We start from the raw sequence: 19,824 nt of genomic DNA, 5'->3' as shown, positions 1-19,824 counted from the left end.
TGGAAGGGGAGCCATTGAATGCTGTCGCGGATGCTGCTGCTTTCGGCTCTCGTTCTAACTCCCCAGGCCGCGCCTCAAGTCTCGAAACCCGCTTCGGCCGGCGACCAGCAGCCGGTGGAGACCTATCCGGTTCAACTGCGCTTCCTCACCAAGGACAAGCGCGCGCCGGTTCAATATGAAACGGCGGGCAACCTGATCCTCTTCAAGGCGAACGTCGCCGGCCGCGATGTGCTGGCCCTGCTCGACAATCGCGCCAGTCCGAGCCTGATCGATGCCGGTCTCGCGCAGGCGGCGGGACTGGCATTCGGCACCAAGACCAAGATGATCAGGACGGCGACCGGGGAGTTGCCCGCCAGGCTGGCATTGTCCGTGCCGGTCGCGATCCCGGGGCAGTTGACGATCCAGGGCCCGGCCGCCGCCGTCGATCTGGCGCCGCTCTCCAAGCTGGTCGGCCGCAAGATCGAGTATGTTCTCGGCGCCGAGCATTTCAGGGAATTGTCGGTCAATGTTGATCCCGGCCGCCGCACCTTCCAGCTGGCGCCGAGCGGAGCGGCGAAACCGCCTGAAGCCTTCCCCATGGTCGCGCTTCGGGGCGACAGGCCGCAGATCGAGGTAACGGTCAACGGACAGACGCTGTTGCTGACTGTGGATATGGGCGCCAGCGACGGCCTCTCCCTTATGCCGGCCGCCTGGGCGCGGCTCGGGATCAAGGACGCGCAGCTCTCCGGGAAGCTTGTCGCCGGTGGTGAGGGCCAGCTCCATATGGTCGATTCGGCACGATTGCCCGAGGTCGGGATCGGACCGGTCGCGCAGAAGGACGTGCCGGCGACCATCAAGCCCTGGCCCGCGGAGTTCGGCGACGGCTTGCTCGGCATGGGGCTGCTCGGCAGGTTCTTCTTCGTCATGGACGTCAAGGCGGGCAAGCTCTGGCTCGTCCCGAGACTGTCGTCGGCCGTTACCAATTGATGGGCGGTCGGATCGGCCGATCCTCTACTCTCCGTATCCTAGTCCGCGCTGGTTCGCGGATAGTGCGGGATCGCCGGGTCCGAACGGACCCACGACAGCCGCTCGCCGGTCCAGATCTCCTTCTCGGGCGGAAAGGCTTCGGGGTCGTCGAGGGTCGCGGTCGTCACGTCGAACAGGCCCGGCCGATTGGCGCGGCGGTAGGTCAGCGTCGTGCCGCACCGCGCGCAGAAGCCCCATTCGACGCCGGGCGAGGTCTCGTGGATCGCGGTCGCGCCCGCGACGATCGCCAGCTTGTCCTCGGGAAAGATCACCCAGGCGAGCGTCGGCGCGCCCGCCATCCGGCGGCAGTCGCTGCAGTGGCAGTGCGAGGTGGCGCGCGGCTCCCCGACCGCCCGGTAGCGGACCGCGCCGCAGCGGCAGCCGCCTTCCGTGATCCGTTCCGTCATCCGCCGATCCACTTCCACACGCCCGCCGGCCAGCCGGTGAGCGGGATGTGCGCCCAGGTGGCGGCGAGCCACAGCGCGAGCCCGCCGAGCACCGGCACCACGCCGGCCGGGGTGAACCGCGTCCGCCCCGCGGCGATCGCGGCGAAGGGCCAATAGCTGGTCTTCGCCTCCCACGCGCGCCAGCGTTCCGGCTGCTGCGCTTCCTTCTTCCGGTCCTGCAGCGCCGCGCCGACCAGCGCGAGCACGGCGATCGCGCCCGCCAGCACGAGGTTCGAGGGGATAGGCATCACCAGCATGTGCGTCACGCCCCACAGCGCGAACGCCCACATCATCGGGTGGCGCGTCACGCTGAACACCCCGCGCGGCTCGGGCACGTCTGTCGGCGGCGGGGTGCCGGGCCGGGTGGGGAAAGCCGGGTTGCGCGCGAAAGAGCCGATCAGCAGCACGCTCGCGACGTACATGAGCACGGTGCCGACAATCCACAACCCGTCGCCGACCGGCCACAGCGGCGTCTCCGGCGGCATGGTCGCATAGGCCCAGCCGAGCCAGATCAGCGTCGCCCAGGCGGTGAGCAGATAGAGTCCGAAGAACCCCCGCTCGCCCAGCGCCCGGGTGACCGGCGCGCGGAGCGGATGCGACAGCAGGAAATGCGATCCGACGAACGCGATCGCGGCGACGACGACCCAGCCGAGCGGTGACATGGCGGCCCTCCCCCTTGCTCGGGGAGAGAGTAGCGCATCATCGCCCGGCGTGCACCCTAAGCCTTAAGTCCGCGGCTAGCATCCGGACCTGCGGCTGCGCCCTCGGCCAGCTCGTTCTCGCCCGCCATCGCGTGGTCGACCTGCGGCTCGCCGAGCGAGTCGAGGTGCATCAGCCGGGTGATGAAGGGCGCCACGCCGAGCGCGATCACCCCGATGCCGATCGACCACCAGCCGATCTTGGCATAGACGTCGAGCATTCCCTCGACCCCCGCGCCCTCGGCGCCGGTCGCCTGCGCGATCAGCCCGGCGAGGAAATTGCCGGCGGCCATCGCCAGGAACCAGCTGCCCATCATGAGGCCAGTCATCGACGGGATCGACAGCCGCGTCATCGACGACAGGCCGACCGGCGAGAAGCACAGCTCGGCCGCCGAGTGGAAGAAGAACAGCAGGATGACGTACATCGCCGGGGTCAGCCCGCCGCGCCCGGTGCCGGCGCCGACGATGACCGCGAAGAAGCCGACGCCGACCAGGATCAGCCCGATGCCGAACTTGAAGGCCGCGGTCGGCTCGAGGTTGCGCTTGTTGAGCCAGGTCCACAGCCCCGCGAACATCGGCGCGCACAGGATGATGAAGACCGAGTTGACCGACTGGAACAGCGACGCCGGCACCTCCCAGCCGAAATAGACGCGGTCGACCGAGCGGTCGGTGAAGATGTTGAGCGACGATCCCTGCTGCTCGAACAAGGCCCAGAACAAGGGGCACAGCGCGATCAGGTAGAGCGCGGCGAACACGCGGTTGCGCTCGACCCGCGGCAGCGTCGCGACCGCGCGGTAGAGGACGTAGACGAAGGTGACGAGCGCGAAGGCGACCAGCGCCCAGCCGACCGCGTTCTGATACTGGATCACCCAGCCGATCGCGAGCACGCCGAGCGCTGCCGCCAGATAGGTCGCCCATTCGCGCGACAGGCCGGGGACGACCGGCGCCTTGAGCGCCTCGCGCGACGGCGGCTCGCCCGCGCCGTGCAGCTCGCGCTGGAACAGCACGAACACCACCAGGCCGAGGATCATGCCGATCCCGGCCGCGCCGAACCCCCACGACCAGCCGACGCGCTCGCCGAGATAGCCGACGACGATCGGCCCGAGGAACCCGCCCAGGTTGATCCCCATGTAGAAGATCGAGAAGGCGGGATCGCGCCGCACGTCGTCGCGCGCGTAGAGCTGCCCCACCAGCACCGAGATGTTGCCCTTGAGGAAGCCGGTGCCGACGATGATCGCCGCGAGCGCCAGGTAGAAGCCGCCGAGATAGCCGCCCTGCATCCCGTGCGGTCCCTCGACCAGCGCGATCAGCAGGTGGCCGAAGGCGATGAACGCGCCGCCGGCGAGCACCGCCTTGCGCGCGCCGAGATACTGGTCGGCGATCATCCCGCCGATGACGGGCGTGATGTAGACGAGCGCGGTATAGGCGCCGTAGATCGCATAGGAGGGCTGGTCGCCGAGCAGGAAATGCTTGGTGAGGTAGAAGACCAGGATCGCGCGCATGCCGTAGTAGGAGAAACGCTCCCACATCTCGGCGAAGAACAGCATGTAGAGGCCGCGCGGATGGCCGAGGAAGGTCTTGGCATCGGCCGGAACGCCGCCCGAGACGGAAGGTGTGATCATGGAATGCGAGGGTCCCCAGGGCCGTCGATACGGCAAGTGATGATCGATCAGATTAGCGCGTAATCGGGCGCGGTGAAACATTGTTGCGATGTGGAGGGGCTGGTACGGGCACCGTCATGCTCAACGACCTCTCCTCCCCGCTCGCGCTGCTCGCCACGCGCCGGTCGGGTAAGCCGCGCGACCTGGTCGGCCCCGGTCCAGACGACGCCCAGCTCGACGCCATGCTGGAGATCGCCGCGCGCGTGCCCGATCACGGCAAGCTTGCGCCGTGGCGCTTCGTGATCGTGCCGGCCGAGGCGCGCGATGCCTTCGCGGCGAAGCTGGTCGCCGCCTATCGCGCCGAGCGGCCGGAGGCGGGGCGGCTGGAGATCGAGGCGATGGACAGCTTTGCCCGCCAGGCGCCGGCGCTGGTGGTGGTGTTGTCCGCGCCGAAGCCCGACAGCCACATCCCGCTGTGGGAGCAGGAGCTGTCGGCCGGCGCCGCCGGCATGAACCTGCTCCATGCCGCCACCGCGATGGGCTTCGCCGGCGGCTGGCTGACCGGCTGGGCGGCCTATTCGGATGCGGTGCGCGACCTGTTCGGCGCGGCGCCGGAACGGATCGCCGGTTTCGTCTTTATCGGTACGCCCTCCCGGCCGATCGAGGAGCGGCCGCGTCCGGAAATGAACAGCATTGTCCGGAAGTGGACAGGATGAGGGTGGACGTACCGCCGAATCGGTGTATTATGGCAGCATGACAGCGCTCGAGCACGAAGACGGTCCCGTATATCTCAAGCTCCGCGCCGCGATCGCGGCCGCGATCCTCAGGGGCGAGTATCGTGCCGGCGACCAGCTTCCCTCGGTCCGGGCCTTCGCCGCCGACCAGGGCGCCAACCCGCTGACCGTCGCCAAGGCATACCAGAGCTTCCAAGACGAGGGCTATGTCGAGGTGCGGCGCGGCGTCGGCATGTTCGTGCTGCCGGGCGCGGTCGACCGGCTGCGTGTTGCCGAGCGCGAGCGGTTCCTGACCGGGGTGTGGCCGCGGGTGCGTGGATATATCGCGCTGCTCGGGCTCGACGCGGCCGAGCTGCTGGAGAACGAGCCGGCTTGATCGCCGGTGGCGCGCTCGCCTAAGGTCCGAGCGCATTTCGAGGATTTCATGAAGGAACTTGCCATCCGCTGATCCGACGCGGCGTGAACCATGGGTTCCGCTGACCGTCGGCGTACGCGCGTTCTGCCCGAGCAGGCGGGATGCTCCGTTCACGCATAACAGCGGACCAACTTCCGTGAATATTTCCCGATTTGAGCAGCGCGTGCTCCACGCGCTGGCGCAGGGCGGGCGCATCGTCCACCGCCGCGACGACACCGGACGGATCGTCGAGGCGATCTGCTTCACGCGCGAGGGCTTCGTCCTCGCCGACTGCACCCTCGCCCTGTTCCGGCGCCTGAAGCGGCGCGGTCTGATCGCGAGCTTGGGCGGACAGCCCTACCGCATCAGCCGCCTGGGCCTGGAGGCGGTAAGGGCGCAGCTCGACAATCGTTGACCAATCCTCCCCGAGCTTGCTCGGGGAGGACCCTATTCCGCCCCCATCTGCCACAGGATGAACGCCATCTCCTCGGCGGCTTCGCGCAGGCTTTCCCATCGCCCCGACTTGCCGCCGTGGCCGGCGCCCATGTTGGTCTTGAGCACCAGGACATTGTCGTCGGTCTTGGTCGCGCGCAGTTTCGCCGCCCATTTGGCCGGTTCCCAATAGGTCACGCGCGGATCGTTGAGCCCGCCCGAGATGTAGAGCGGCGGATAGGCCTGCGCCCGGACGTTGTCGTAGGGCGAATAGCTGCGGATGAGGTCGAAGGCCGCCTTGTCCTCGATCGGGTTGCCCCATTCTGGCCATTCCCCCGGCGTCAGCGGCAGGCTGGCGTCGAGCATGGTGTTGAGCACGTCGACGAACGGGACGTCGGCGACCACCGCGCCCCACAGCTCGGGATCGGAATTGACCACCGCTCCCATCAGCTCACCGCCCGCGGAACGGCCGGCGATGGCGATGCCGCCCTCGTGGGTGAAGCCGCGCTCGATCAGTCCCCTCGCCACGTCGACGAAGTCGTTGAAGGTGTTGGCGCGCTTCTCGAGCTTGCCGTCGTGATACCACTGCTGGCCGAGGTCGTCGCCGCCGCGGATATGGGCGATGGCGAAGGCCATGCCGCGGTCGAGGAACGACATGCGGCTGGTCGAGAAGCCGGGCGGGATTGCATAGCCGTAGGCGCCATAGGCGTAGAGATAGAGCTTGCCCGATCCGTCGCGCGGGAAGCCCCTGGGATAGACGATGGAAACCGGCACCTCGGTGCCGTCACGGGCCGTGATCTTGAGCCGCTCGGTGGCATATTTCGACGGGTCGTAACCCGAGGGAATCTCCTGCACTTTGAGCGTGGTCAGGCTGCCGTCGGCGAGGTCGTAGTCATAGACGGTGCCGGGCGTCACCATCGATTCGTAACCCAGCCGGAGCTTGTCGATGCGATATTCCGGATTGTCGCCGACGCCGGCGACATAGCTCGCCTCCGGGAAGGCGATGCGGCGCTTGGGGTGGCCGTCGTAATAATGGATCTCGACCTGATCGAGCCCGTCCTCGCGCCCCTCGATCACGAAGAAATCGGCGAAGGTGGTGACGCCGGTCATGTAGAAATGCGGCGAAGGCGCGATCAGCTCGGACCAGTTGCCGGGATCGGCGATCGGCGCCGTCACCAGCCGCCACATTGGATCGGTGTCGTTGGTGTGGATGTAGAGCGTGCCGTCATGCTCCTCGACGTCATATTCGCGGCCGGGCTTGCGCGGGGCGACCAGGATCGGATCGGCGAAGGGATCATCGGCCGGAAGCAGGCGCACCTCGCTCGTCACATGGTCGCCGGTCGAGACGATCAGCCACTTGCGCGACTGCGTCTCGCCGACGCCGACGCGATAGCCCTCGTCGTCCTCATGATAGAGCTCGACGTCCTCGGCCGGGGCGCTGCCGAGCCGGTGGTAGCGGGCGTTGTCGGTGCGCCACTGGTCGTTGGCGAGGCCGTAGAGGAAGCCCTTGTCGTCGCTGGTCCAGACGATGTCGGAGAGAATGCCGGGAATCTCGTCCGGCAGGTGCTCGCCGGTCTCGAGGTCCTTGACCTTGAGCAGGAAACGCTCGGAGCCGTTGTCGTCATAGGCATAGGCGAGCCAGCGGCCGTTGTTGGAGACGGAGAAGCCGCCGAGCCGGAAATACTCCTTGCCCTTCGCCAGCGCCGGCTCGTCGAGGATGAGCTGGTTCTCGCCGCCGCCGACGGGCTTGCGCCACCAGCGGCGATATTCTCCGCCGGTCTCGAAATCGGTCCAGTAGAGCCAGTCGCCGTCCTTCTGCGGCACCGACGAATCGTCTTCCTTGATTCGGCCGCGCATCTCCGTGAATAGCGTGTCGGCGAGCGGCTTCAGCGGTGCCATCACCGCTTCGTAATAGTCGTTCTCCGCCTTGAGATAGGCGAGCACGTCGGGGTCGGTGACCTTGGGATAGCCCGGGTCGCGCAGCCAGGCCCAGGGATCGTCGAGCGTGACGCCATGGACGGTGGAGGTGTGCGCGCGCCGGTCGGCGATCGGGGGTGCGGGGAGGTTCGACATACGCCTCCCATACCGTTCGGGCCGAGCTTGTCGAAGCCCTGTCCTTTCTTCTAACCCGGTCGGTAAGAAAGAATACGGCCTTCGATTCCGGCTCGCGCCGGGACAGGCAAGCCCAGAGCGAACGGAGGTTGGCGTGTCCACGCATCATGATCGTCTGACGGCGCTCCGCGAGCAGCTGCGGGCCCGCAGGCTCGACGGTTTCGTCGTGCCGCTCACCGACGAGCATATGTCCGAATATGTCGGTTCCTACGCGCGCCGGCTCGAGTGGCTGACCGGCTTCCAGGGCTCGGCCGGCACCGCGGTGGTGCTGCCGGAAAGCGCGGCGATCTTCACCGACGGGCGCTACACGCTGCAGGTCCGCCAGCAGGTCGACGGCAGCGATTGGCAGTTCGTGTCGGTGCCGGGCACCAGCGTCGCCGAGTGGCTGCGCGCCAACGCGGGCCAGGGCGCGCGGATCGGCTATGATCCGTGGCTGCATACCCGCGCCTGGGTCGAGGAGGCGCGAAAGGCGCTCGCCGGCCAAGGGGCGGAGCTGGTGGCGGTGGACACCAATCCGGTCGATGCGGTGTGGCCCGACAAGCCTGCACCTTCTGATGCGCGGCTTGTGGTGCAGGACGATGCGCTCGCCGGCAAATCCTCCGCCGCCAAGCGGGCGGAGGTCGCCGACTGGCTGACCGCGCAGGGCGCGGACGCCGCCGTGCTCTCGGCGCTCGATTCGATCGCCTGGACCTTCAACGTCCGCGGCAGCGATGTCGCGCATACGCCGGTCGCGCTCGCCTATGCGCTGATCAACGCCGACGGCACCGCGGACCTGTTCGTCGCGCCCGAGAAGATGACGGAGGAGGTCGCCCAGCATCTCGGCAACGCGGTGCGCGTCCACGACAGGCGGGAGTTCGCGCCGGCGCTGGGCCGCTTCGCCGGAAGGCGCGTCGTCGTCGATCCCGAGCGGTCGGTCTCGGCGGTGTTCGACGCGCTCGATGCGGGCGGCGCGACCGTGCTGGCGCTGCGTGATCCCACCGTGCTGCCGCGCGCGCAGAAAAACCCGGCCGAGGTCGCCGGCCACAAGGCGGCGCAGGCGCGCGACGGCGTGGTGATGGTCAGGTTCCTGAAATGGATCGAGGCCGCGGCGCCCAGGGGCGGGCTGACCGAGATCGCCGCCTCCGACCATCTCCAGAAGCTGCGCGAGGAGGCCGGCGCGGTCGACCTCTCGTTCGACACCATCTCGGCGACCGGGGCGCACGGCGCCAGCCCGCACTACAAGGCCGATGCCGAATCGAACGCGCCGATCGAGCCGGGCCAGCTCTACCTGATCGACTCGGGCGGCCAGTGGCGCGACGGCACCACCGACATCACCCGCGTCGTTCCGATCGGCGAGCCGACGCTGGAGATGCGTGATCGCTTCACCCGCGTGCTCAAGGGGCATATCGCCATCGCCACCGCAGTGTTTCCGGAGGGGACCACCGGCGGCCAGCTCGATTCCTTCGCGCGGCGACCGCTGTGGGAGGCAGGTCTCGACTTCGCTCATGGCACCGGCCACGGCGTCGGCGCTTATCTGTCGGTCCATGAGGGGCCGCAGCGCATCGCCAAGCCCAACTATCCGGGCGGCGGCCCGGCCGAGCCGCTCAGGCCGGGCATGATCCTCTCCAACGAGCCCGGCTATTACAAGGCGGGCGAGTACGGCATCCGCATCGAGAACCTGATCCTGGTCGTCAAGCGCGACGTGCCCGGCGGCGACGCGCCGATGCTGGCGTTCGAGACGCTCACCTTCGCGCCGATCGAACGCGCGCTGATCGAGCCGCGGTTGCTGAGCGATGCCGAGCGGCAATGGCTCAACGCCTATCACGCCGAGGTGCTGGACCTGCTCGGCCCCGGCCTCGACGCCGAGCACCGCCGCTGGCTGCTCGCCAAATGCGCGCCGATTTAGGGGGTGGGTCGGGATTTGAGGGGATGAGGTCATCTCCTCTTCATTCACCGTCACCCCGGACTTGTTCCGGGGTCCACCGGGAGGCAAGGACCGGGGCAAGAGGCTTGAGTGCAGACCGCGGGGCTCGGTGAACCCCGGAACAAGTCCGGGGTGACGGTTGGGACGGGATTAGGGAAGACCCGCAATCCCGAACGTCTATCCGTCCTGATCCTCGCGGCGCGGTGACGTCGGCGGCGGAGGCGGCGTCGGCGACTCGGCCGCAGCTTCGCGTACCTGGGCCTTGCGGCGGCGCAGGTTGGCGCGCAGCGCTTCGGCGAGGCGGGCTTTTCTGGCGTCGGGCGTTTCCATGAGGATGCGATAGGCGCGCAGCTATCACCTTGACAATCGGCGCCTCCTCGTCTCTTAGCGCGCTTCCCCTCCGGGCGAGTGCTGCCGTAGCTCAGTGGTAGAGCGCATCCTTGGTAAGGCTGAGGTCGTGAGTTCAATCCTCACCGGCAGCACCATTTCTCCCCTTTTTCGCTGAACCTGCCTCTGTGGGGGCCCAGCTACGACCATAAAATTCGTGATCGGCGCATGAGGATGCGTTATGGTAGCGCTAACGTGCTGGCGTTTCTTGCGCGTTCGTGTATAAAATATTACCAATCATATAATGCCGCGGGAGGGTGCATGGACAGGGAGTGGAAGGTCGGTGTGGCCCGGGTGGGCGCTCTCTCGTTGTCCGGTTGTCGGCCGATTGCCTTGGGGCTGCCAAATGACCGATGAAGTCCGGCACGTTGCCGGATTCCCCGGGGACGGGCCGGCCCTGCGGGTGGTGATGCCGCCCGCATCGGCCGGCGGCGGTCGAGCAGGAGCTTCCACGATGGCATCCCCAGCCAAATTCCACAAATATACCGAGGGAGCGCTTTCGAGCCACGATCAGGTCGCGCGAGCCCTGGGCGGCGAGATCATCGCCGGCGTCTATCCCCCCGGATCCAAGATCCCGGGGGAGAGCGAGATCCTCAGCCGTTTCGGCATCTCCCGCACCGTGCTGCGCGAGGTGCTGAAGACGCTGACCGCCAAGGGGCTGATCGTCTCGAAGACGCGGGTCGGCACCACCGTGCTCGATTCGTCGCACTGGAACTTTTTTGATGCCGACGTGCTGTCGTGGAAGGTGGCGCGCGGGTTCGACGCGGACTTCCGCCGCGACCTCACCGAGGTCCGCCTCGCGCTCGAGCCGGCGGCGGCCGCGGTGGCGGCGGAGCGGCGTTCGGCCGAGGACATCGCCGAGCTCCACCGCTGCGTCGAGGCGATGCGGCTCGCCACCGGCAGTGCCCGCGAGTTCGCCGAAGCCGACCTCGATTTCCACCGCGCGGTCGGCCGCGCTTCGGGCAACGTGCTGATGCGGTCGATGTCGGCGGTGGTCGAGACCGCGCTGGTCGCCTCGTTCACCCTGAGCTCGCCGGTCCGCGAGGAGAGCGAGCATGAGGTCAGCGTCCGCGGCCACAAGCGCATCGCCGACGCGATCGAGGCCGGCGACGGCGCCACCGCCGCCGAAGCGATGCGCGCGATGATCAATCACGGCGTCGAACGCATCGCCAGAACCGAATCCGGAGCAAGGAAATAGGATGAGTCGAGACGACAACGGCCCCCGCAAGCTGAGATCGCGCGCGTGGTTCGACAATCCGCATAATCCCGACATGACGGCGCTCTACCTCGAGCGCTACCTCAACTACGGCCTGACGCTGGAGGAGCTGCAGTCGGACAAGCCGATCATCGGCATCGCCCAGACCGGCAGCGACCTTTCCCCCTGCAACCGCCACCACATCGTGCTCGCCGAGCGCGTGCGCGAGGGCATCCGCGAGGCGGGCGGCATCGCGCTCGAATTCCCGGTGCATCCGATCCAGGAGACGGGCAAGCGGCCGACCGCAGGGCTCGATCGCAACCTTGCCTATCTGGGGCTGGTCGAGACCTTGTACGGCTATCCGCTCGACGGCGTGGTGCTGACGATCGGCTGCGACAAGACCACGCCGGCCTGCCTGATGGCGGCGGCGACCGTCGACATCCCGGCGATCGCGCTGTCAGTCGGGCCGATGCTCAACGGCTGGCATCGCGGCGAGCGGACCGGCTCCGGCACGATCGTGTGGAAGGCGCGGCAGATGCTCGCGGCCGGCGAGATCGACTACAAGCAGTTCATCGAGCTGGTCGCGAGCTCGGCACCGTCGACCGGCTATTGCAACACCATGGGCACCGCGACGACGATGAACTCGCTCGCCGAGGCGCTGGGGATGCAGCTCCCCGGATCGGCAGCGATCCCCGCGCCCTATCGCGAGCGCCAGCAGGTCGCCTACCGCACCGGCAAGCGCGCGGTCGAGATGGTGCGCGAGAACCTGCGCCCGTCCGACATCCTGACGCGCGACGCCTTCCTCAACGCGATCGTGGTCAACACCGCCATCGGGGGCTCGACCAACGCGCCGATCCATCTCGCCGCGATCGCGCGCCATGCCGGGGTCGAGCTGTCGATCGAGGATTGGGAGAAGGCGGGGTACGACGTGCCGCTGCTCGTCAACCTCCAGCCGGCCGGCGAATATCTGGGCGAGGACTATCACCATGCCGGCGGCGTGCCGGCGGTGGTCGGCGAGCTGATGCGCCAGGGGCTGATCCGCGAGGAAGCGCTGACCGTCAACGGCCGCTCGATCGGCGACAATTGCCGGGATGCGAAGGTCGAGCTGCCGGAGGTGATCCGCAGCTTCGACCAGCCTCTCAAGGATGCCGCCGGCTTCAAGGTGATGACCGGCAACCTGTTCGACAGCGCGATCATGAAGACCAGCGTGATCTCGCCCGAGTTCCGTGCGCGCTTCCTCAGCAATCCCGACGATCCCGAGGCGTTCGAGGGCCGCGCGATCGTGTTCGACGGGCCCGAGGACTATCACCACCGCATCGACGACGAGAGCCTGGGCGTCACCGATACCGACATCCTCGTCATCCGCGGCGCCGGTCCGATCGGCTATCCGGGCGCAGCCGAGGTCGTGAACATGCGGCCGCCCGACTATCTGATCCGGCAGGGCGTGCACGAGCTGCCGTGCCTTGGCGACGGGCGCCAGTCGGGCACCAGCGGATCACCGTCGATCCTCAACGCGAGCCCCGAGGCGGCTGCGGGGGGCAACCTGGCGCTGGTGCGGACCTATGATCGCCTCCGCATCGACGTCGGCCGCGGGCGTGTCGACCTGCTGATCGGCGACGAGGAGCTCGCCGAGCGGCGGCGCGAGCTGGACGCGAAGGGCGGCTTCGCCTTCCCGGCCTCGCAGACGCCGTGGCAGGCGCTGCAGCGCGAGGTGGTGGGTCAGATGGGCAGCGGCGCGATCCTGGAGGGCGCCGAGCGGTTCCAGCGGATCGACGAGACCTTCGGCGTGCCGCGCGACAGCCATTAGGGATCACTGTCCCTCTCCCATTGGGAGAGGGAAGGAGCCGCCGGAGGCGGCGGGAGGGTGAGGGTGACTGCGGCGAGCGATGGTCGCCCTCACCCTCCCACTCGGCTTCGCCGAGCGGGCCCCTCCCTCTCCCAAAGGGAGAGGGGTTTAGGATTACGAGGATACATAAGATGATCGACCGCCGCACCCTTCTCGGCACCGCTGCCGCCGGCGCCGGCGCGCTGGTGGTGCCCGGCTCGGCGCGGGCGATGGCGGACCCGATCGCGCCCTATCGCACGCCGTACAAATATCCCAAGCTGGTCCTCGCCGGATCGGGCGTGAAGGGTGCCTTCGACGAGAAGGCGGTCGATTGCCCGTTCGTCTTTTCCGCCAATGGCAAGTTCTATCTGACCCATGTCGGCTTCGACGGCACCGGATACCAGACCGGCATCTGCGAGTCCGACGATCTGGTGAACTGGCGCCGCCTGGGCGTGATCATGGCGCGCGACCCCAGCGATCCGATCACGCGCTACAACATCGCCTGCGCCTCGATCCTGCGCGAGAACGACCTGATGTCGCCGGCCCGGCTGATCAAGGTCAACGGACGCTATCTCGCCGCCTGGCACGCCTATCCCAGCGCCGGCTATGAGGAAGGCGCGGCGGTGATCGGGCTCGCGTGGAGCGACGACTTCATCCACTGGGAGCGCGGGCCGGTGATCCTGCGCGCCGAGGACGGCGCGGAGTGGGAGAAGGGCGGGCTCTACAAGCCCTATCTCATCAAAGAAGGCGATACCTTCTACCTGTTCTACAACGCCAAGACGACCGGCACGCCGTGGCACGAGCAGACCGGCCTGGCGACGTCGAAGGACCTCAAGACCTGGAGGCGGCACCCGGCCAATCCGCTGATCCGCAACGGCGGGCCGGGCGCTCCGGATTCGCGGTTCGCCAGCGATCCGGTGGTAGTGAGGCATCGCGGCCAGTGGGCGATGTTCTACTTCGGGCTGGCGCAGGACGGATTCGCGCGCGACCTGCTCGCGATCGGCGACAACCTCACCGATTTCAGGAAGGTCGACGAGGTGCTGGTCGATGTCGGCCCGCCGGGATCGATCGACGAGAAATTCGCGCACAAGCCGGCGGTGATCTGGCACGACGGCGCGCTCTATCACTTCTACTGTGCGGTCAGCGGGAAGTGGCCCAACGACACGCGCGGGCTGGCGGTGGCGCGGTCGAAGCCCTGGTGAGGATTGAAGCTCCTCCCCGGCACGGGGAGGGGGACCAAGACGCGTAGCGGCTTGGTGGAGGGGGCTCTCGGCGCCGGAATCCGCTGCGGCGGGCCCCCTCCACCACCGACCTTCGGTCGGCGGTCCCCCTCCCCGTGCCGGGGAGGAGCTTTGTCAGCCTAGCGGATAGCGTTCCGCCTGGAGCAGTCTCACCGGCCCCAGCAGGCCGGATTCGAGCAGCGGTGCCTTCGCATCGTAATGCCGCCACGTCGCGAAGGTCACGCGCTTGCCGGCCGGCTTGGGGCGGCCCTGGCGATACCAGTCGGGCAGCGCGGCGATGCCGCCGGTCGAGCCGGCGTTGGTGACGGTGTATTCGTACTCCGCCGGGAAATGCTCGTCGCCGATCAGACGGTTGGGCCAGAGGTTGGTGACGGCGACCTCTAGCGCGTTCGCACCCGCCCGCACCGCGTCGGTGACGTCGATGCGGAACGGCGGCTTCCACAGCTTGCCGAGGTCGCGGCCGTTGACGCGGACGGCGGCGATTACCTCGACCCGGCCGAGATCGAGGAACAGGCGGCGGTTGCGGCCGAGCGCGCTCGCGGGAACGTCGAAGCGCGCGCGCCAAGTGGCGGTGCCGGAGAAGTGCCGGACGCCGAAGTCGTCGTGACGGTGGAGCGACGCCAGCCGCTCGAGCGTGATCGACGGCGGCGCGCCGAGATCGGGCGGGAAGCTCACCTGCCAGGGACCGGCGAGCGTCGTTGCTGGGGCGAGGCCGCGCGCCGCGATGCTGCGTCCGCCGAGTGCGTAGCTGCCGTCCTGCCAGATCAGCAGGCCGTCGGCGGCGACCTCGATCGGCGGCGGGCCGTCCGGAGCCGGCGGACCGACGGCAGCAAGCCGGACGATGTCGGAGACGCCGAGCGGGCGGAGATGGAGATCGAGAGCGGCGACGTCGCCTTCGAAATGGCGCGGGTGGGCAACGCTGAGGCCGAGCGCCGCGTGGACGCGCGCGGCCGAGCGCGCGCCGGTCGCCACCGGCTTGCCGTCGAGGAAGATGGCGGGACGGCCGTTGTCGTAGGTCACGGCTAGGTGGGTCCAGCCGGCGATCGGCACGGGCACCGCGAGCGCCGGCCGATAGCTTGCCCCGCCATTCTCGTAGAGGATCACGCCGTTGCGGCCTGCCGAGACGGCGAGCGTGGCGTGGCCGGCGCCATAGGCGACATCGCCCGCGGGCGGATCGATCAGGAAGCTGGCGCCGCTTGTCCCCAGCCGCTCCATGCCGCCGCCGGTGCGGGCGAGCGCGGTCGCGCGCGCGGCAACGATCTCGGGCGCGTCGCTGGTCGAGGCGATCGCCGGGTCGATCGGCCAGAGATCGGTCTCGGGCTTGATCCAGGCGGTGATGGTGAAGCTGTCGGCGGCGTTGGTTGCGGGCGCCGGTGGATAAAGGTTGGTCTGGAGCACTGGGCCGGCTGGACCAGCGAGCAACGGCGCCGACGAGCCGGCTGGCTCGCGGAACATTACGAAGCAGGAACCCGCCTCCTCAAGCCGCAGCGCGACGCGGGTGCGGCCGTCCGCCTGTTCGTAGACCGGCAGCGGGCTGGTCGCGCCCGTCATCGGATCCCAGCGCTCGGGGCGGCGGCCGGCGACGCGGAAGGTGCAGACCAGGTCCTCGGCCCGGCGGCGGCCGTTGGCGACGAAATAGACGTCGGCGCCGTCGACGCGGCGGTGAATCCAGTTGACGAACGGATCGGGCGAGCGCGCGCCGATCTCGACGTCAGGCGGGCAGCCGGCGGCGTCGAGCACCTCGCGGAGATCGACGCCCCAGAACACCCGCCCCTTGCCGACAGTGCGCGAGGTGCGGGTGCGGCCGTCGAGGTCGCCCCACAGCTCGGCGGCGAGGCGGCGGACCTCGGCGTCGCTCTCCGGATAGCCGGCGAGGCCGTGGGAATGCTCGACGCGCGGGCTGACCAGCCACATGCCGGCGCGGACGAGCTCTGCCAGTTTTGTGAGCAGCTCGCGGGTGATGCGGCGGTCCTCGGGCATCACCAGCACGCGATAGCGCGTGCCCTCGGGCAGGACGATGTGGCCGTCCTCGATGCGGACGCGTTTCAGCAGCACCTCCGCGTCGGCGACGTCATAGTCGTGGCCGGCGGGGACCGGCTGCGGCAGCTGCGGCCGCGCGCCGGAGAGGGTGGCGGCGATCGGCTCCTCGACGTGGGTCGGTACCTGGACCGGGGAGTTCTCGCCGCTGAAATAGAGGATGTCGGCGGCGAAATGCCCCTGCCGCAGCATGTGCTGGCAGCGCGCGGCGTAGGTCAGCCACGGACCGGCGTCCTCGAACCAGGTGTTGGTGCGGTCGAAGTGGAAGCCCCAGGGTCCCATCGTCATGCCGGGCCTGGCGGTCGGGTGCGGCTGCTGGGCGTAGCGGTGGAAGACGAAGTGGTTGAGCCCGAGCGTATACATCTCGTCGCCCAGCGCCTTCATCGCGTAAGGGTGTTCGAGCCAGCGCGACTGGGCGGGGCGGCCGGTGAAGCTCTCGGCGCCGACGAAGGTCTTGCCGTGGACATGGGCGGTGGTGGCGGCGACCTTGACCGAATAGGCGGCGGCACCTCCGCGCACCCAGAATTCACCCATCAGCGCGTCGACCCTGGCGCCGGCCTGTTGGTCGTCGAACGGGCCGTTGCCGTAGGGCTCGGTGTAGGAGACGAGACCGTGCTGCCGGCAGAGCTCGTGGAAGCGGCCGTAGTAGCGGTCCTCCATCAGCGTGGCGTGGACGCGGCGCAGGTCCCAGAGGAAGCGCTCGGAGGTCTCCGCGTCGCCGACGATGCGGCCGGTGAGGGCGGGCATCCAGGGCGTGATGGCGTAGCCGCGGCGGGCCTGGAACTCGGGCGGCAGGTCCGCGGTCCAGTTCTGCATTCCCGTCTCGTAGCTGTCGATGATCGCGCCGGCGAGGTCGCGCTTGCCGAGGCGTTCGAGGGCGGGGAGGACCTCGGCGAAATATCTCTCGAAGTGGAAGTCGAGCGCGGCGGCGCTGAACTTGTCGCACTCGAGCCCGCCGCCGTCCGCCGAGGCGGAGACGTTGCGCGCGCCGGTGGCGGTATGGCCGAAGCGGAGGATGGTCCAGCTGCCCGGCGGCGCCTGCCAGCGGAGACGGCCGTCGGCGTCCACGTGGCGGCTGATATCGATCACCGATTTGGGGTCGATCGCGGGGCCGGAGTCGGTGCCGGGCGCTTCGCCCTGGTTGGCGTCGCGGCCCCAGCCGGCCTTGGCCCCGACATCGGCGATGCGCGGGTCGGCGGAGAGCGAGAGCTCGGCGACCTGCATCGGCGTGGGGAAGGAGACGCGGAAGAAGCGGGCGGCGGTGGTCGCCAGGCTGGCGACGATCGGCGGGACGGTGTGGAGGCGCCAGTTGGGTACCGCCGCCTCGCCGATGGAGCGATAGCTGCGGCCGTCGTCGGAGGCCTCGATGCGGATCATCGCCTGCTGCGCGAAATTGGCGCTGCCGTCGGCGGTGGCGCGGATGACGAGCGCGCGGGCGCGATAGGGGGCGGCGAACTCGAGGACGAGCTGGGATGGGTCGTCGCCGGGCTTCACGTCGAGCGCGGTCGTGGCATCGCCGTCGGTGAGGACGCGAATCTCCGCCGCCTGGCCGTCGAGCGTGGCGCGGGCGATCTGGCCGCGCGCCTCCGTCCGGTCGCCGGGGAGCGACGGGAAGGCGACCACCATCGCATCGCGGTAGTGGTCGAGGCGGGTGAGGGGCTTAGGCAGGGTGCGATCGACCGCGCCGCCTGTGACCGTCGCTTCGCTCCAGACGAGCTGCTGCATCGACAGCGCGGGCGTGATCCAGGGGCCGCCGCTCGACGACCAGCCGGGGCAGTTGTGGAGCGTGAAGGACAGGCCGAGCCGGCCGCATTCGTCGGCGGCGTGGCGGACGAGCTTGATCCACTCCGGGCTCAGGGTGCGTGCGGGGCCGGCAGGGATGCCGCAGCCGACGTCGAACATCTGCACCCCGCCGACGCCGACGCGCGCCAGCGCCTCGAGGTCGCGGGTGATGCCGTCGGCGGTGACGTTGCCGTTCATCCAGTGCCACCAGGTGTGCGGCCTGGCATCGGGCGGCGGCGCGCGGAAGGCCTCGCGGAGCGGGTCGCCGCCCTCGGCCGGCGCCGGCGCGGGCCAGTTCAGCGCGACCGCGAAGCTGCCGGCCGCGGCGCCTGCCAGGAAGGTGCGGCGTTCCATCGGTCTCTCCCTATCAACCTTGAGTTTTGACGAGCCTGACGGCCAGGTAGGGCTTGTCCGGCAGCCAGATGGTCGGCCGCGCCGGATCGTGAAGCTCATAGTCGCCGCGCGGCGACATGCGGAAGACGCCGTCGACCGGCGTGATCGTCATGGCCCAGGTGTCGATGATGTCCGCCCTGAGCGCGATGGGGTCCTTGCCGCGATCGGGCGGCGTATTCCCGTGACCGGTGCCCGTACCGCTCGGCAGCACGACCGGCCATTCGCGCGGCGTGTCCTTTCCGAAGTAGCGGAGGTAATATTCATAGGGCTTGCCGGCGACGTGATGGTTCCACCACGCCTGGATCGGCTCGAAGCCCGGCGTGGGGCCCTCCTCCATGATCCTGCGCAGGAAGGCGAGGCGCGGCGCGCTGGTGCCGGTCAGCCTACCGCCCTGGCCCAGCCAGGAGAAGCGGGCGTCGCGGTTCGGCTCCCACGTCTCGCTGTGCCCGACATAGGTGCCGCCGACGAGCCCGTACCAAAAGCGCTCGACCAGCTCCTCAGCCTTGAGCCAGCCCCATGGCTCGTTGAAATTGCCTTCGTAGGCGACCTCGTCGAAGATCACCGGCTTGAGCGCGAAATCGCGATGGAGCGCAGCGCGCAGGTCGTCGAGCACGGCGCTGTTGTTCTGGATGCTGGCGTGGGTGATCCACGGGCGCCGGGCGTCGTAATAAACGTCGAACTGGTGGATCGAGCGCAGGCGATCGTGCGGGTCCGCCGCCTGCAGCAGCTGGAACAGATGATCCCAGTCCGCCGTCGTCTTGGTCGGCACGAGGTCATATTCGTTCGCCATCGACCACCAGACGTTGCGGAAGGCGCCGAAGCGCGCGGCGACGTAGCGGATGTAGCGCTCGTCGTCGGCGCGCTGCATGTCCGAATAGCCGCGCTTCGGATCATAGGGGTGGTAGAGGATGACGTCGGCCTCGATGCCGATCTCGCCGAGGCGACGGATGCGATCCTCGAAGCGGCGGAAATAGGCCGGGTCGAAGCGCGCCGGGTCCCAGTCCTTGAGGCCCGGGCCGGTGCGGACGAACGGGTCGGTCGCGACTGCCGGCACGTTCGGGAATACGCACATCCGCATCTTGTTGAACGGCGACGCCTTGAGCGTTGCCAGCGTCTCGGCGCACTTCGCGTCGGACTGGAGGGCCCAGGAATAGGAGGTCGTCCCGATCTGGCGGAACGGCGTGCCGTCGGCATAGGCGAAGTGATAGCCGTCCGGCGTCACCCGCACCGGGCCGCGATTGCCCTTGCTCGGTGCGGTCGCCTCGAAGCTGCCGCTGCGGCCGTGCAGCGCCGCCGCGTTGCTGTCCGTCATCCAGCGCCATCGGCCCTGCTCGGGTGGGCTGAAGCGGATGCGATAAATACCGTCGCCGTCGTAGAAGCCGGGCACGCGGAGGCGCTTGCCCGGGCCCTCGAGAATGGCGGCGATGCGCACGTCGTCGAAGGGATTGCCCGTGGCCGGGCCTTCGAACGACGCCTCCCATATCCCCCAGCGCTCGACCTCGGCCGGCATCTCCGCCGCCCGGGCCAGCGTCGCCGCACCGCAGGCGACGGATCCGACCAGCACTTCGCGGCGGCTTACGGGCAAGAAACTCTCCCTCTTCGTCCGGTCGAGGCGGGAACGGCGCCCGCCTCGCCGCGC

At 68.9% G+C, this 19,824-nt stretch carries 14 protein-coding genes and 1 tRNA gene; 9 read left to right on the top strand and 6 right to left on the bottom strand.

The window, feature by feature from the left end:
• Positions 1-18: 18 nt before the first annotated feature.
• Positions 19-966 carry an aspartyl protease family protein gene (locus LZK98_RS19865; RefSeq protein WP_233784237.1) on the top strand — a complete coding sequence of 316 codons (948 nt, stop codon included), beginning with the start codon at positions 19-21 and terminating at the stop codon, positions 964-966.
• A 38-nt stretch (positions 967-1,004) separates the two neighbouring features.
• Here the strand turns inward: LZK98_RS19865 and LZK98_RS19860 are convergent, their stop codons facing one another.
• The 3 genes from LZK98_RS19860 to LZK98_RS19850 are packed head-to-tail and all read right to left on the bottom strand — an operon-like array spanning position 1,005 to position 3,771.
• Positions 1,005-1,412, bottom strand: a complete 408-nt coding sequence (locus tag LZK98_RS19860) for a GFA family protein (protein WP_233784236.1) — start codon at positions 1,410-1,412, stop codon at positions 1,005-1,007.
• On the bottom strand, positions 1,409-2,113 hold the full coding sequence (locus LZK98_RS19855; RefSeq protein ID WP_233784235.1) for an NnrU family protein: 705 nt from the start codon (positions 2,111-2,113) through the stop codon (positions 1,409-1,411). Before LZK98_RS19855 ends, LZK98_RS19860 begins: the two co-directional genes overlap by 4 nt.
• Before the next feature lie 56 nt (positions 2,114-2,169).
• Positions 2,170-3,771 (bottom strand): peptide MFS transporter, encoded by a 1,602-nt coding sequence (locus tag LZK98_RS19850; protein WP_233784234.1) that lies wholly within the window; start codon positions 3,769-3,771, stop codon positions 2,170-2,172.
• Positions 3,772-3,887: 116 nt separating this feature from the next.
• Between LZK98_RS19850 and LZK98_RS19845 the strand changes: the two genes are divergently transcribed.
• The 3 genes from LZK98_RS19845 (at position 3,888) to LZK98_RS19835 (ending at position 5,293) form a co-directional block, all read left to right on the top strand.
• A complete protein-coding gene (locus LZK98_RS19845) occupies positions 3,888-4,466 on the top strand; it encodes a nitroreductase family protein (RefSeq protein ID WP_233784233.1) in 579 nt (192 codons plus the stop codon).
• A gap of 37 nt (positions 4,467-4,503) precedes the next feature.
• The gene (locus tag LZK98_RS19840; RefSeq protein WP_233784232.1) at positions 4,504-4,860 is read left to right on the top strand and encodes a GntR family transcriptional regulator; all 357 of its coding nucleotides are present in this window, start codon (positions 4,504-4,506) and stop codon (positions 4,858-4,860) included.
• 175 nt (positions 4,861-5,035) lie between these two features.
• Positions 5,036-5,293, top strand: a complete 258-nt coding sequence (locus tag LZK98_RS19835; protein ID WP_233784231.1) for a YjhX family toxin — start codon at positions 5,036-5,038, stop codon at positions 5,291-5,293.
• Between the two features lie 32 nt (positions 5,294-5,325).
• On the opposite strand, the gene LZK98_RS19830 is transcribed toward LZK98_RS19835, so the two are convergent.
• Positions 5,326-7,383: a S9 family peptidase gene (locus tag LZK98_RS19830; RefSeq protein WP_233784230.1), complete on the bottom strand. Its 2,058-nt coding sequence runs from the start codon at positions 7,381-7,383 to the stop codon at positions 5,326-5,328.
• A 133-nt stretch (positions 7,384-7,516) separates the two neighbouring features.
• Between LZK98_RS19830 and LZK98_RS19825 the strand changes: the two genes are divergently transcribed.
• From LZK98_RS19825 to LZK98_RS19805, 5 genes are all read left to right on the top strand, one after another.
• Positions 7,517-9,307, top strand: coding sequence for an aminopeptidase P family protein (locus tag LZK98_RS19825; protein WP_233784229.1), 1,791 nt, complete (start codon positions 7,517-7,519; stop codon positions 9,305-9,307).
• A gap of 428 nt (positions 9,308-9,735) precedes the next feature.
• Positions 9,736-9,810 (top strand) — tRNA-Thr (locus LZK98_RS19820).
• 356 nt (positions 9,811-10,166) lie between these two features.
• Positions 10,167-10,910 carry a FadR/GntR family transcriptional regulator gene (locus LZK98_RS19815; protein WP_233784228.1) on the top strand — a complete coding sequence of 248 codons (744 nt, stop codon included), beginning with the start codon at positions 10,167-10,169 and terminating at the stop codon, positions 10,908-10,910.
• 1 nt (position 10,911) lies between these two features.
• Positions 10,912-12,714, top strand: a complete 1,803-nt coding sequence (locus LZK98_RS19810) for an IlvD/Edd family dehydratase (protein ID WP_233784227.1) — start codon at positions 10,912-10,914, stop codon at positions 12,712-12,714.
• 170 nt (positions 12,715-12,884) lie between these two features.
• The gene (locus tag LZK98_RS19805) at positions 12,885-13,934 is read left to right on the top strand and encodes a glycoside hydrolase family protein (protein ID WP_233784226.1); all 1,050 of its coding nucleotides are present in this window, start codon (positions 12,885-12,887) and stop codon (positions 13,932-13,934) included.
• A gap of 153 nt (positions 13,935-14,087) precedes the next feature.
• Here LZK98_RS19805 and LZK98_RS19800 read toward each other — a convergent pair whose 3' ends face one another.
• Both LZK98_RS19800 and LZK98_RS19795 read right to left on the bottom strand, forming a co-directional pair.
• On the bottom strand, positions 14,088-18,146 hold the full coding sequence (locus LZK98_RS19800) for a glycosyl hydrolase (RefSeq protein ID WP_233784225.1): 4,059 nt from the start codon (positions 18,144-18,146) through the stop codon (positions 14,088-14,090).
• A gap of 13 nt (positions 18,147-18,159) precedes the next feature.
• Positions 18,160-19,770: a DUF5060 domain-containing protein gene (locus tag LZK98_RS19795; RefSeq protein WP_233784224.1), complete on the bottom strand. Its 1,611-nt coding sequence runs from the start codon at positions 19,768-19,770 to the stop codon at positions 18,160-18,162.
• Between the last annotated feature and the right edge of the window lie 54 nt (positions 19,771-19,824).

This window comes from Sphingomonas cannabina, from assembly GCF_021391395.1.
In the GTDB taxonomy this organism is placed as follows: domain Bacteria; phylum Pseudomonadota; class Alphaproteobacteria; order Sphingomonadales; family Sphingomonadaceae; genus Sphingomonas; species Sphingomonas cannabina.
Note: the sequence above shows the minus strand (reverse complement) of the source record. Positions and strands in the feature narration are given on the sequence as shown.